Raw genomic sequence first — 13887 nt, 5'->3', positions numbered from 1 at the left:
TAAGATAGGGTATGAGTGTTTCTTCTATACATAGCTTATGTTTCACTTCGCGACGAGTTCTGCCGAATGAACGGCTTTTGCCGTTTTACGCTTGATGTAAATGCTCTTAGAGAGGAGTTTTAATGTTGTTGTTTTGGACTAAAAACAAGAAATGGATTTTAGTGCTTGGCCTTGTCATGCTTATGGGTGTGCTTGCAGGCTGCGGCGCGCCAACAACCCAGACGACGGAAACCGCCGATTTATTGAAGGGGAACTTCTGGGAGAAAAACGTAGTTTATTATTTTGCAATTACGCTTGATACGTTCGCAGGCTGGTTTAATGAGTCTTACGGACTTGCTATATTGCTCCTGACGATTATTGTAAGAACGTTGATATTACCATTAACGCTGAAACAATACCGCAGCTCGAAAGCGATGCAAGCTCTGCAGCCACAGATGGCTGAAATCAAGAAAAAGCATAAGGATAACCCGCAGAAGCAGCAGGAAGAAACGATGAAGCTGTTTCAAACGCATAAGGTTAATCCAATGGCAGGCTGCTTGCCGCTAATCGTTCAAATGCCGATTTTTATCGCGCTTTATAATTCGATCTACAAAAACCCTGATATTCGTGAGCATACGTTCTTATGGCTGGAGCTCGGAGAGAAGGATCCCTATTACATTCTTCCGATACTAGCCGCTGCTACGACTTTCATTCAATCCAAAATGATGCAGAAGCAGCAAACGCAAACGATGCCTGGCATGGGGATGATGCTGGCGATATTCCCAGTGCTTATCTTTGTAATGGCACTTTCGTTCCCGGCAGCTTTGCCTCTATATTGGGTTTACAGCAACATCTACACCATTGTTCAAAACTACTTCCTGTATGTTCGTTCATCTGACAAGGGCAAGGAGGTCCCTGCGAAATGAAGAAAATCATTGCATCAGGGAAAACGGTAGAAGATGCTGTACGTAACGGATTGACACAATTGCAAGTCACTGAAGACCGCGTTAAGCAAGTTGTGCTAGAACAGCCGACCAAAGGATTTTTTGGACTGTTTGGTGCAAAAGAAGCGAAAGTTGAGCTTGAGCTAATTCCCGATCCGATGCTGGAAGCGGAGCAGTTCCTCCGTGAAGTAGCTGGTACGATGGGGTTGCAAGTGAACATCGATCGAAAGCAAACGAGAGAAGGAACCCATCTGTCTGTAACGGGCAGTGGCGACCTTGGTATGCTGATTGGACGTCGCGGACAAACGTTGGATGCATTACAGTACTTGGTTAACATTGTGGCAAACCGTTACTCTGACAGTCATTTGCGTATCGTTCTTGATGCAGAGGATTTTCGTGAGCGCCGCCGCAAAACGTTAGCGGATTTATCCGATCGTTTAGCAGGACGAGTCATTCGGACCAGGAAAGAGGTTGTCCTGGAGCCGATGTCGCCGCATGAGCGCAAAGTTATTCATTCGCAGCTGCAGAACCACCCTAAGGTGAAAACATTTAGTAAAGGCGATGAGCCTAACCGGCGCGTCGTCATCGCACTCAGACAATAACGTTAACCTTATAAATGTATACGAATCAATACGCTATCCACAGCAATGGCTCATAATGGTCATTGCTGTTTTTCCATTTGAGAGGTGCTGACAGCAATGGTACATGATACGATAGCAGCCATTTCGACAGCGGTCGGAGAAGGCGGTATCGCTATAATTCGAGTTAGCGGCCCGGAGGCAATTACCGGAATCGCAACGGTTTTTCGTTCGAAAATTGATCTTCAGGATGCTGATACGCATACGCTGCATTATGGGCATATTGTTGATCCGCTATCTGGTGAAAAGGTGGAAGAGGTACTCGTTACGCTTATGCGGGGACCGCGTTCCTTCACTGCGGAGGACGTTGTTGAAATTAATGCACATGGCGGCGTTATAGCCGTCAAAAAGGTGCTTGATGTTGTTTTGCAGCTGCAGGGCTACCGTACGGCTGAGCCGGGAGAATTCACGAAGCGGGCATTCCTGAATGGACGCATTGATCTCATGCAAGCGGAGGCTGTTATCGATTTGATCAGGTCCAAGTCAGATCGTGCATTCTCAGTTGCTCGCAAGCAAGCAGAAGGCGTATTATCTAAAAGAATTAAAGCATTGCGGCAGACGGTTATTGAGCTGCTTGCCCATATTGAAGTGAATATTGATTATCCGGAGCATGACGTGGAGGAAATGACGAATGCTTTTATTCGCGACCAATGCGATTCTGCTATTGATGAAATAGATCGTTTGTTAAAAACGGCGAATGAAGGCAAGATATTACGGGAAGGGATCGTTACCGCTATTGTAGGACGGCCCAATGTCGGCAAGTCTTCGCTGATGAATGTGCTGACGCAGGAGAATAAGGCGATTGTTACCGATATTCCGGGAACGACGCGCGACGTCATTGAGCAATTTGTGGCGCTTAATGGCATACCGCTTCGCTTGCTGGATACTGCCGGTATTCGTGAGACGACAGATGTAGTTGAACGTATCGGTGTCGAGCGATCACGCAATGCGCTGGAAGAGGCTGATCTTATTCTGCTTGTGCTTAACTATAATGAGCCGTTGCAAACGGATGATCGAGAGCTTTTGCTACAAATGAAGGGCCGTCCGGTTATTGCGATCATTAATAAGACTGACTTGCCGCGTCAATTAGAAATTGAGGTGGTGGAGGAGTCGATTGCTGCTGATTCCATCGTGAAAATGTCGGTTCTTGAGGAAGATGGTCTCGACCGGTTGGAAAAAACGATAAGTGAAATGTTTTTCGAAGGGCAGCTCGAATCAGGAGATTTGACCTATGTGAGCAATGTTCGACATATCGCATTATTGAAACGGGCAAAGCAATCACTAGTTGATGCTATCGATGCTTCAGATTCAGGCATTCCGATTGACCTCATTCAGATCGATGCTCGATCGGCTTGGGAATCGTTAGGTGAGATTCTTGGCGATGAAGCCGGCGATTCGTTGATTGATCAAATATTCTCACAGTTCTGTTTAGGAAAGTAGATGCGGTCAGTCGTTTTTATATACGCAAAATGATAGGTTGAGCCGCGAATTTTCTTTGGAAACAAGGCGCTCATGCTTAGGAAGCAGGTTTTCCATAGAAACCTGGAGGAGGGTAAAAGGACAATGAAATATCTAGCTGGTGAATATGATGTTATCGTTATTGGCGCGGGTCATGCAGGGTGTGAGGCTGCACTTGCCGCTGCGCGTATGGGCTGTGAAACACTGCTGCTCACAATAAACTTAGACATGGTCGCGTTCATGCCATGCAACCCGTCAATTGGCGGCCCGGCAAAAGGGCATGTTGTTCGGGAAATCGATGCATTAGGCGGTGAAATGGGCCGCAATATCGACAAAACCTTTATACAAATGAGAATGCTTAATACGGGCAAGGGGCCTGCGGTACACGCCTTGCGCGCGCAAGCCGATAAATTCGATTATCAGCATGTAATGAAGAAGACTATTGAAGAAACTCCTCATTTGACGCTGCGTCAAGGCATGGCAGAAGAGCTTATCGTTGAGGATGGCAAGTGCTTAGGCATTGTCACGAAAACAGGTGCAGAGTATCGTGCTCGCACAACGGTAGTGACTACGGGTACGTATTTGCGCGGTAAAATTATTATGGGTGAGCTGATGTATGAAAGTGGTCCTAACAATCAACAGCCATCGGTTCGACTGTCTGCTAGCTTGAAGGAGCATGGACTTGAGCTTGTTCGTTTTAAGACGGGCACGCCTCCGCGTGTTCATAAAGATACCATTGATTTCTCGAAAACCGAAATTCAACCTGGTGATGATAAACCAAAGTTTTTCTCGCATGAAACAGAATCTTCAACAAACGAGCAACTGCCTTGTTGGTTAACGTATACATCTGAAGCGACACATAAAATCATTAACGACAATTTGCATCGCGCTCCGATGTTTTCTGGTGCCATTGAAGGTACGGGGCCGCGCTATTGTCCTTCTATTGAGGATAAGATTGTTCGCTTTGCGGATAAACCGAAGCATCAAATCTTTTTGGAGCCAGAAGGTAAGAATACTTCTGAATATTACGTGCAAGGATTATCGACCAGTATGCCAGAGGATGTACAACTCGGTATTTTACGATCAATCCCAGGTTTGGAAAAGGTTGAGATGATGCGTAATGGCTATGCCATTGAGTATGATGCCGTTGTTCCAACTCAGCTTTGGCCGTCCTTGGAAACAAAAGTGATCGATGGTTTGTTTACAGCTGGTCAGATTAATGGAACGTCGGGCTATGAGGAAGCAGCCGGCCAAGGCGTTATGGCAGGCATTAATGCAGCTCGAAAGGTGCAGGGGAAAGATCCGATTATTATTGGCCGCTCTGAAGGCTACATTGGTGTTATGATCGATGATTTGGTTACGAAAGGAACGAACGATCCTTATCGTTTGCTCACTTCACGAGCAGAATACCGGTTGCTGCTTCGCCATGACAATGCAGATTTGCGTTTGACGCCAACAGGGCATGAAATTGGCCTTATTTCGGACGAGCGATATAACAAATTTTTAAGAAAAAAAGAATTGGTCGAAATAGATATTGAGCGTTTGCGTGGAACAAAGGTTAAGCCTGATCAAGTGAATGCTATGCTTATAGCTGCAGGAACCGCTCCAATGGAGCATGGTACGGATGCCCTTTCTTTGCTTAGACGTCCTGAGATTACTTACGCCATGCTGGAGACTGTAGTGCCTTCCGTTCCAGAAATGAATGAAGAAATGAAAGAGCAAGTTGAAATCCAAATCAAGTACGCCGGATATATCGAGAAGCAGCTTGTTCAAGTGGCACGTTTGAACAAAATGGAGAAAAAGCGAATTCCCGATGATATTGATTACAACGAAGTTCGCAGCTTATCTTCTGAAGCTAAACAAAAGCTGTCCCTGATTAGGCCATTGTCAATTGGGCAGGCTTCCCGTATTGCCGGGGTAACACCGGCCGACATTTCCATACTGCTTGTACATTTAGAGCACTATAACCGTGTAACGGCAGCGAGAGGTTCATAATATGGATGAAACGATACAGTGGTTTACGAAAAGGATGGGTGAGAGCGGGATACCGCTTTCTTCCATTCAACTTGATCAATTCGAGCTATACTACCGTTTGTTAGTAGAATGGAACGAAAAAATGAACTTAACAGGCATTACGGAAAGAGATGCGGTTTATGAAAAGCATTTCTATGACTCGGTAACTCTTTCCTTCTACACGAAGATGGATAGCGTGCGCAGGCTTGCAGATATTGGATCGGGAGCGGGGTTCCCAAGCATTCCTCTAAAAATCTGTTTTCCGCATCTTCAAGTTATGATTGTGGATTCTTTAAATAAACGGATTCAGTTCCTTACGCATTTGACGGAGCAGCTTGGTTTGAATGATGTGTTGTGTTTGCATGGACGAGCAGAGGATGTAGCTCAACTGGAAGCACATCGCGATAGTTATGATTTGGTAACAGCAAGAGCAGTTGCACGTTTGAATGTTTTAAACGAGTTTTGCTTGCCTTTTGTCAAAAAAGGCGGCATATTTGCGGCTATGAAAGGTTCGCAATCGGATGAGGAAGTTGGAGAAGCAGCGTTTAGCCTAAAAGAGCTGAAAGGGAAAATCAAATCACAACATCAGCTCTCACTCCCTAATGAGCAATCAGAACGCCATATTATATTAATTCAAAAGTTTGATAGCACACCGCGCAAATATCCAAGAAAAGCGGGAACTCCAATCAAGCAGCCGCTTATGTAGAAGACAAAAATTGTTCCACGTGAAACATGTTGTGTTTTTATCGCCATATTTATACAACATTTATTCATTCGTCGCTGTGTCAAGCAGGAGAACGCTCAGCCGTAGTCGAATTTATAAAATAGATGAAGAGACTGAACGATGCCGTAAGACCGCGAATAATGAGCCGCATTCTTAGAATGGGCAGCAGTTCGGGAAGCGGGTAAATATAAACATAGTATATCACCATTAAGACATACATGATTATATTGGGAAGACGCCTCTCCTATCATTTCCGAATGAATTTTGTTATGGATGTTCGCCGTGCAGTTGACGATTATTACCTGAGATAGGTTCAAGCAACCTTAATAATCCAATTGGCAATGAACCAATCTTACTGCTGAAGCGTATTTATTGCAAAAACCTTGTGATGGCACTTTAATTGAATAACAGTATACATGTAGAAGTATCTGTACATTGACACTGTATTTGTTGTGAAACGCATGATTTCCATGAGTGTTATGGGGAAAATGGTTTCATTTGAAGTGGTTAAAACTAGGTTTATCTCATGATCGGGTGGTAATTATCGATATGAAAGAACAATTTTCTCGATTGTTCGGCCTGTCCGAGCAGCGCATACCGCAAGAAGAAGTTCGGCAAATACCGATTCAAGAAATTGATCCGAGTCCTTTTCAGCCTCGTACGATATTTGATGACGAACGAATTGAAGAGTTATGTCAAACGATTAAAACCCATGGCGTAATTCAGCCTATCGTCGTAAGAATGCGTAATGGCAGATATGAGATTATTGCAGGGGAGCGTCGTTGGCGTGCAGTTACCAAACTCGGATATGATACAATACCGGGTATTGTGCGTGAATTCAATGATTCACAGACCGCTTCTATTGCTCTAATTGAAAATCTTCAAAGAGAAGGATTGTCAGCTATTGAGGAAGCGATTGCGTATCAAAAGCTTATCGAGCTTCATCAGCTGACACAAGAAAGCCTTGCACAGCGGTTAGGTAAGAGCCAATCGACAATTGCAAATAAATTGCGATTATTAATGCTCAATGATACGATAAAGATGGCATTGATGGAGCGCAAGATTACAGAAAGACATGCTCGTGCGTTGTTATCTTTGGATACGGAAGAATTGCAGTTAAAAGTATTAGAAGAAATCATTACCAAGGATCTTAATGTTAAGCAGACCGAGGTTAGAATAGCTTTCTTGAAGGAATCCACGAAATTAAAAAAGGCGAAACGCATTTCATTTACGAAGGATGTTCGTTTGGCTTTAAATACAATTCGTCAATCCATTGAGATGGTTTCTGGCTCTGGCTTGCAGATCAAAACGAATGAAAAGGATCACGACGATCATTATGAGATCGTCATACAGATTCCTAAACGATAAAATACATGTGGCTGCTGCCATTATTCTCTTTTCTTTGTGCCGCCCTCTGCGAGGGCGGCGAAGCCATTTGTAGCTAAAGAAACAAAAATAATACCATCTATAAAGACGTCTTCCTAGAGGACATTTTTATTAGAAGCAACAAATAGTTGTGATGCATGAATACTATTTCTAAATACTTTTTAACTTCAAGATGATGCACATAAAAGCTGTACACATAGAGGTGAGCCGGTTTTGTCGAAAATTATAGCAATAGCCAATCAAAAGGGCGGTGTCGGAAAAACGACAACGTCTGTCAATTTAGCTGCTTGTCTTGCATCACTTGGAAGAAAAGTGCTGTTAGTCGACATCGATCCACAGGGGAATACGACGAGTGGGTTAGGTATCAACAAGGGCGATGTAACGAATTGCATTTATGATGTGCTTATTAATGATGTCCATCCTAAAGATGCGATGTTTGAAACGACTGTTCCTGGACTGAAGATCATTCCAGCAACGATTCAACTTGCAGGAGCCGAGATAGAGCTTGTTCCGACCATTTCACGTGAGCTTCGTTTGAAAAAATCACTTCATTTGGTCAAGGATGATTTTGACTACGTTCTCATTGATTGTCCTCCTTCGCTTGGTATTCTTACAATTAATTCACTTACAGCTGCGGATTCTGTCCTTATTCCGATTCAATGCGAATACTATGCTCTAGAAGGATTAAGTCAGTTATTAAACACAGTAAGACTTGTGCAAAAACACTTGAATACTTCGTTGCAAATTGAGGGAGTTCTTTTGACGATGCTTGATGCTAGGACGAATTTGGGCATACAAGTTATTGAAGAGGTTAAGAAGTATTTTCAACAGAAGGTATATCAAACGATTATTCCTCGTAACGTTCGTTTAAGTGAGGCACCGTCGCATGGACAAGCAATAATCACATATGATCCACGTTCTAAAGGTGCGGAAGTTTATACTGAACTCGCAAAGGAAGTGATTATGTATGAGCAAGCGGCTAGGTAGAGGGCTGGATGCGCTTATCCCATCGCTTTCTGTGAATGATGACGATAAAGTTATTGAAATTTCCTTGACGCAGCTTAGACCGAATCCGTATCAGCCAAGAAAAACGTTCGATGAGGATTCTATTAAAGAGTTGGCGGAATCAATTAAGCAGCATGGAATTATCCAGCCCATTATTGTTCGGACCGTTCTGAAAGGTTACGAAATTATAGCTGGTGAAAGACGATTCAGAGCATCGCAATATTGCGGTAACAAGACGATACCAGCAGTGGTTAGATCCTTTAGTGATCAACAGGTTATGGAAATTGCATTGATTGAGAATCTTCAACGTGAGGATTTAAATGCAATCGAAGTCGCCGTAGCTTATCAAGCACTTATTGATAAGTTCAAGCTTACACAAGAGGAGCTTTCCATGAAAGTTGGAAAGTCGCGCTCGCATATTGCAAACTTTGTTAGATTGCTGTCGCTTCCTACGGAGATCAAAGATAATGTTTCACGTGGAACAATTTCGATGGGGCATGCCAGGGCATTGGTTGGAATAAAAGATAACAAGATTCAAAAAGAGCTTGCCGACTTGACCGTATCGCAGGAGTGGAGCGTTCGGGAGTTAGAGGAGGCCATTCAAAAGCTTGATTCGAAGCAGGCTGAGGATACGGCAGCGAAGCCAAATCAACGTAAACGTGACCCTTACATCGACCATCTTGAAGAGTCATTGCGCGAACGTTTTAAGACAACGGTGAAAATTAAGCAACAAAAAGATAAGGGTAAAATAGAGCTGCAATATTATAGCAAACAAGATTTGGAAAGACTGCTTGAACTGCTTCAATATATGGCGTAAAGCCTATTATTAAATGGCATACCTATGTTGTAATCTTGCTTTTGAAAGATTAAACTAAGGTATGCCATTGTTGTGGAGAGATAGCTTGAAAGGATGCGGAATTGTGGTTAATACAGAGAAACCAATCATATATTTGGATCATGCAGCAACTTCATGGCCAAAACCACCTGAGGTAACAGACGCAGTGATTCAAGCAATGTTGAACGATGCAGCTAATCCTGGCAGAGGAAGCCATGCGATGGCCGTAAGGGCGAGTCGGATATTGTTCGATACACGCAAACATCTAGCAAAGCTTTTTAACATAAAAAATCCAAATGATATAGCATTCACTTCAAATACGACGATGTCGCTTAATATGGCCATAAAAGGATATCTTAAACCAGGCGACCACATCATAACAACTTCCGTTGAGCATAACTCTGTGAGAAGACCTTTATATTATTTGGAACAGACAATTGGTATCGAGGTCACTTATTTAGAGTCAGATGAGCAAGGGAGTTTAGATATCGATGAGGTTTCTAAAGCCATACGCCCGCAAACCACACTTATCGTAGTCAACCATAGCTCCAATCTTCTTGGGACGATAATGCCGGTTGCAGCTATAGCAGAGTTAACCAAAAAACACGGCATAAAGCTTCTTGTCGACGCAGCGCAAAGCGCGGGTATTCTCCCGATAGATGTCAAAGCAATGGGTATTGATATGCTGGCATTCCCAGGGCATAAAGGTCTATTGGGACCACAGGGCACAGGAGGGCTGTACATCGATCCTGAGCTTCAATTAGCTCCATTGCTCCATGGCGGAACCGGGAGTCAATCTGAGGCGCGTGAGCAGCCTTTAGTGAGGCCGGATCGTTATGAGGCAGGCACGCAAAACACTCCAGGTATAGCAGGCTTAAAGGCCGGTGTACAGTATGTGCTGAATGAGACGGTTCAGAAAATCCATACTAAGGAATGGGCGTTGTCGCAAAGGCTTATGGAAGGACTTAAGCTGATTAACGAGGTTAAGCTGCTGGGGCCGGAACTTGGGGAACAGCGTACAGGCATAGTGGCTTTTAATGTGGATGGGGTAGATCCATCAGAGCTTTCCTTTATATTGGATCAGCATTATCATATTGCCGTGCGAGCTGGCTTTCACTGTACACCGCTCGCACATGCATGCGCAGGTACGACTGAGACGGGAGCAATTCGGGCAAGCGTAGGCGTGTATACAACGGATAAGGAAGTTGATGCTTTATCAGCTGCAATTAAGGAAATCGCAAAACAGTACAAGGCATAGCAATGATTGTGGGGGGCGGATTAACAACAATGGAAGACTGGACGACAAATCCGATGAATGCTGTAACAGTAGGAATCGCATTATTGGTAATCTTATTATTTGTATGGATAGCAGTTGTTGGCGGGCGGCTGAAAAAGCTGCGAAAGCAATATACAGCGGTCATGGGGAATACAGGCGTAACAAATATGGAGGAAGTCATCATTCAGCTTAAAGAAGGGCTTGCTGAGCAGCAACAGGCCAATATTGTGTTAAAAGCACAATTGGCAGACGTCCAAGCGGCACTTCCGCTTCAGAAGAGCAAAGTAGGTATTGTGCGATACAATGCTTTTGCCGAGCAAGGAAGTGACCTTAGCTTTTCCATTGCCATTATTAATCAGGAAAAAGACGGAGCTATTTTTTCGGGCATTCATAGCAGGGAAAACACATACGTCTATGCGAAACCAGTGGAAAAGGGCGAGTCAACCTATCCATTAACCCCGGAAGAACGTAAGGCTATTCATGAGGCCAAATAAATCATATTAGGACGCAAGCTAGATCGTATCGGATGCAGCTGTTTGCTCAATTGCACTGCTGGTGGAAAGATGGGCATGATTCGCAATGGCAGTAAACAGGCTAAGAGATATGATGTCCGACATTTTCATCACGAGATGCAGTCTGGTGTTTTGCAATACGAAATATTCCATAAAGCCGCCAACGTTTACGATACCGGTAATGTGAACATCGCCAACCGGCGGGAGATCCTTGTTGACACCAGCACCAGGACGAACAGGGCCGACTCCGACTTGAATGCTTCCAACACTGGCAACCTGACCTAGGCAAGCATCAATGCCGATGACAAATGGCTTGTGAAAGCGTCGATTAATTTCGATAAGCGTATCATCCAAATTCATAGCATGAACGGGGTTCTCCAACGTTCCAAATAAAGAAAAATGAGGGCTCCGGTATTTTGATAAGTTAGTTCCAATTAGCGGTCCTAATGAATCTCCGGTGGAACGGTCGGTACCTATGCATACAACAACAATAGGACGGTTATCGGCGAGCTCATCCAGCATGGCGGTCAAGCGGTTGACCAGCATGCCAATAACGTTCGCAGTTGTGTAGGGCACCTTCAAAGGCGTTTCTTTGATAAATGAAAGTTTCATAGAATCCCTCCGATAATACCGATATGTTACTAGTATATGGATAGGACAACCATTTTATACGTCAGATAGTTTTGATATTTATTATGTATAGCTGATCGATATTCTAACAAAACGGAGGTCTTGCACGTGTTAATTGCGTTCGATTCGACGCAGCAGGCGTTGCGTGCTGAGATGCTGCTTGAGTATGCGGAGATTGAAATTGATATTTGTCCTACTCCCAAGGAAATCACAGCCGGCTGCGCGTTGTCCATTCACTTTCCGGAAGAGGATTTAACGATGGTGAAGGATGTCATTATCCAAGAAAACGTAGAAGTTAGAGGCATATTCAAACCGGTTGCATCAGGTTATGAGCAAATTGAAATGTGAACGGAAATAGGCAACGAAGGAGGTATGGGGATGTCAATCAACGAACGATATGATAAGGTTGTCGCATGGTTGACAGATAACGAATTGTGGGAGGCCTTTGGTAGCTCGGCACTGAGAGTTATTATGTTCCTCGCTATAGGCCGGCTTATCGTGTGGATCATACATAAAACCATTGATCGTGTTATCTTAGAGCGTGAGAGCAAGAGACCTGCAAACCATACTAGACGAATGACTACAGTAGGCAAGCTAATGAAAAATGTAGCCTCATATGTCGTTTATTTTATTACTGTTATGCTTGTGTTGTCAGAGTTCGGCATCAATCTGGGGCCTTTGCTCGCAGGTGCAGGTGTTCTCGGACTTGCAATCGGGTTTGGCGCACAAAGCTTGGTGAAGGATATCATTACTGGTTTTTTTATCGTGCTGGAGGATCAATTCGCTGTTGGCGATGTCATACAGACAGGGCAGTTCAAAGGAACGGTAGAGGTTATTGGTCTGCGCACGACACGCATACAAAGCTGGACGGGAGAAGTACATATTGTTCCCAATGGAATGATTAATGAAGTGACTAACTACTCTATAAATAATAGTGTAGCGGTTATTGATATTTCGATTGCCTTTGAGGAAGAGGTCGATCGAGCACTCGAGGTTATCCGCCATACGATGATTACCATGCAGGATGAGAATCTGATTAATTCCCCGGAGGTTCTCGGTATTCAGACGATTGCACCGACAGGAGTAACAATACGTGTTGTGGCCGAATGCAGACCGAATACGCATCCCATTGTTTCGCGCAAGCTCAATATGGTCATCAAGAAGTCGCTGGATGCAAACGGAATAGAAATTCCTTACCCAAGAATGGTAACCTATCAGCGCAATGAAAAAGGGGGCGTCAAAGATGGAGCGTAAGCAGTTTGAGCTGGGAGATGTTGTTCAAATGAAAAAACAGCATCCTTGCGGCTCTAATGAAATGGAAATTATACGCATGGGAATGGATATTCGCATCAAATGCGTAGGCTGCAAGCACAGCGTGCTGATCCCTAGGGCAAAGTTTGAGAAAAACATGAAGAAGGTTCTCCGTTCTAATGCGTCTGCGGAAGGAATGTCGGATTCGCAATAAACTAAGCTTATTTTGAAGAAAGCACTTGCAGGAAGACATGCTGTGTGATACAATAATTTTTACATGCGGAGAGGTACCCAAGAGGCCCAAGGGGGCTGACTCGAAATCAGCTAGGCGGGTCAAACCGTGCGTGGGTTCGAATCCCACCTTCTCCGCCATAAACACAAACAGTCAAACGATTCGATTGCCGAATCGTTTTTTTTTATATTTTATGCTGGGAGGTCCCTTCGATGAGTACACCTAAGCTGCCTTTAACCGATGACGAACGCAAGCATTTAAGACATGCAAAAGTAAAACTAATAGACCTGAAGAACTGCTCTGTACATGAACTTTGTCTGATCATGCATGTACCGCAAGAGAGGGCGGCGCTTTTACGGGCTCTAGCACTTTTTCAAAATGTGCCTTCAATTGGGCCTAGCCTGGCTCAAAATTTATATGAGCTTGGTTTTCATTCATTGGAACAGATTAAAAGCAGCGGAGAGAGCGGTGCCCAGCTCGTTGAGCGGCTAGAGCGGCTGCACGGTGTTTGGATGGATCCTTGCGTAGAAGACGTGATGAGGCTTGCTGTTCATCATGCCAACCATTCTGGCAGCGATAAGCAGTGGTGGGACTTTACGACGGAACGAAAGCAATACAGGGCGGAGCATGGTTACCCAGTTGATCGACCGGGCAAAGCTTGGCATGAATAAATGAAAAGAGGGCTCTCGCGAGCCCTCTTTTTTGACGGTGTTGAATGGTTGAGTCAATTCATAAACACGACAAGCAATTGAGGAAGCTTCATTCGTCAATTGGAGAAAATTAGCCAAAGCCTCATTTATTCCTTTTGAGCACAATGCTGCATCTCCGTTTGAACGGTGGATCGCAGCGATGCTCGAATGCATGTGCATATGAGACAAGTGTCTTTGGCACAATCCTCCGCTTCAATTCTGTGTGAAAGAAAATCTCTTAAGGCTTCATGAACAGCTTTTAGGCTTTAACCTAAAGGCTGTTCATGAGCGAAACAGAGCTGATCCGCTTGATGG

Annotated in this window: 15 protein-coding genes and 1 tRNA gene; 15 read left to right on the top strand and 1 reads right to left on the bottom strand. The window is 44.2% G+C overall.

What is annotated here, in order from left to right:
• Positions 1–122: 122 nt before the first annotated feature.
• From FHS16_RS14555 to FHS16_RS14510, 10 genes are all read left to right on the top strand, one after another.
• Positions 123–905 carry a YidC/Oxa1 family membrane protein insertase gene (locus tag FHS16_RS14555; RefSeq protein WP_183563445.1) on the top strand — a complete coding sequence of 261 codons (783 nt, stop codon included), beginning with the start codon at positions 123–125 and terminating at the stop codon, positions 903–905.
• Positions 902–1525, top strand: a complete 624-nt coding sequence (gene jag, locus FHS16_RS14550; RefSeq protein ID WP_138754024.1) for an RNA-binding cell elongation regulator Jag/EloR — start codon at positions 902–904, stop codon at positions 1523–1525. Before FHS16_RS14555 ends, jag begins: the two co-directional genes overlap by 4 nt.
• A gap of 96 nt (positions 1526–1621) precedes the next feature.
• Positions 1622–3001 (top strand): tRNA uridine-5-carboxymethylaminomethyl(34) synthesis GTPase MnmE, encoded by a 1380-nt coding sequence (gene mnmE / locus FHS16_RS14545; RefSeq protein WP_183563442.1) that lies wholly within the window; start codon positions 1622–1624, stop codon positions 2999–3001.
• 123 nt (positions 3002–3124) lie between these two features.
• Positions 3125–5014 carry a tRNA uridine-5-carboxymethylaminomethyl(34) synthesis enzyme MnmG gene (mnmG, locus tag FHS16_RS14540; protein ID WP_183563439.1) on the top strand — a complete coding sequence of 630 codons (1890 nt, stop codon included), beginning with the start codon at positions 3125–3127 and terminating at the stop codon, positions 5012–5014.
• A gap of 1 nt (position 5015) precedes the next feature.
• Positions 5016–5738: a 16S rRNA (guanine(527)-N(7))-methyltransferase RsmG gene (gene rsmG / locus FHS16_RS14535; protein WP_183563437.1), complete on the top strand. Its 723-nt coding sequence runs from the start codon at positions 5016–5018 to the stop codon at positions 5736–5738.
• Between the two features lie 567 nt (positions 5739–6305).
• Entirely contained in the window at positions 6306–7124 is an 819-nt protein-coding gene (gene noc / locus FHS16_RS14530) for a nucleoid occlusion protein (protein WP_183563434.1), read from the top strand.
• A gap of 231 nt (positions 7125–7355) precedes the next feature.
• Positions 7356–8129 (top strand): ParA family protein, encoded by a 774-nt coding sequence (locus tag FHS16_RS14525; protein ID WP_183563431.1) that lies wholly within the window; start codon positions 7356–7358, stop codon positions 8127–8129.
• On the top strand, positions 8110–8964 hold the full coding sequence (locus tag FHS16_RS14520; RefSeq protein ID WP_183563428.1) for a ParB/RepB/Spo0J family partition protein: 855 nt from the start codon (positions 8110–8112) through the stop codon (positions 8962–8964). The genes FHS16_RS14525 and FHS16_RS14520 overlap by 20 nt, the downstream gene beginning before the upstream one ends.
• A 103-nt stretch (positions 8965–9067) precedes the next feature.
• Entirely contained in the window at positions 9068–10240 is a 1173-nt protein-coding gene (locus FHS16_RS14515) for an aminotransferase class V-fold PLP-dependent enzyme (RefSeq protein WP_376769671.1), read from the top strand.
• 29 nt (positions 10241–10269) lie between these two features.
• Positions 10270–10752: a DUF4446 family protein gene (locus FHS16_RS14510; RefSeq protein ID WP_183563422.1), complete on the top strand. Its 483-nt coding sequence runs from the start codon at positions 10270–10272 to the stop codon at positions 10750–10752.
• Positions 10753–10770: 18 nt separating this feature from the next.
• Here FHS16_RS14510 and yyaC read toward each other — a convergent pair whose 3' ends face one another.
• Positions 10771–11382, bottom strand: a complete 612-nt coding sequence (gene yyaC, locus FHS16_RS14505) for a spore protease YyaC (protein ID WP_183563419.1) — start codon at positions 11380–11382, stop codon at positions 10771–10773.
• A gap of 126 nt (positions 11383–11508) precedes the next feature.
• Here yyaC and FHS16_RS14500 point away from each other — a divergent pair, with 126 nt between their 5' ends.
• The 5 genes from FHS16_RS14500 (at position 11509) to FHS16_RS14480 (ending at position 13554) form a co-directional block, all read left to right on the top strand.
• Positions 11509–11748 (top strand): putative Se/S carrier protein, encoded by a 240-nt coding sequence (locus tag FHS16_RS14500; protein WP_183563416.1) that lies wholly within the window; start codon positions 11509–11511, stop codon positions 11746–11748.
• A 30-nt stretch (positions 11749–11778) separates the two neighbouring features.
• Entirely contained in the window at positions 11779–12654 is an 876-nt protein-coding gene (locus FHS16_RS14495; RefSeq protein WP_183563413.1) for a mechanosensitive ion channel family protein, read from the top strand.
• The gene (locus FHS16_RS14490) at positions 12644–12865 is read left to right on the top strand and encodes a DUF951 domain-containing protein (RefSeq protein ID WP_183563410.1); all 222 of its coding nucleotides are present in this window, start codon (positions 12644–12646) and stop codon (positions 12863–12865) included. Before FHS16_RS14495 ends, FHS16_RS14490 begins: the two co-directional genes overlap by 11 nt.
• Before the next feature lie 67 nt (positions 12866–12932).
• Positions 12933–13023, top strand: a tRNA-Ser gene (locus FHS16_RS14485).
• A gap of 72 nt (positions 13024–13095) precedes the next feature.
• Entirely contained in the window at positions 13096–13554 is a 459-nt protein-coding gene (locus FHS16_RS14480; RefSeq protein WP_183563407.1) for a helix-hairpin-helix domain-containing protein, read from the top strand.
• Positions 13555–13887: the final 333 nt, after the last annotated feature.

It is taken from the genome of Paenibacillus endophyticus, from assembly GCF_014192395.1.
In the GTDB taxonomy this organism is placed as follows: domain Bacteria; phylum Bacillota; class Bacilli; order Paenibacillales; family Paenibacillaceae; genus Pristimantibacillus; species Pristimantibacillus endophyticus.
This window is presented reverse-complemented; position numbering and strand designations above follow the sequence as displayed.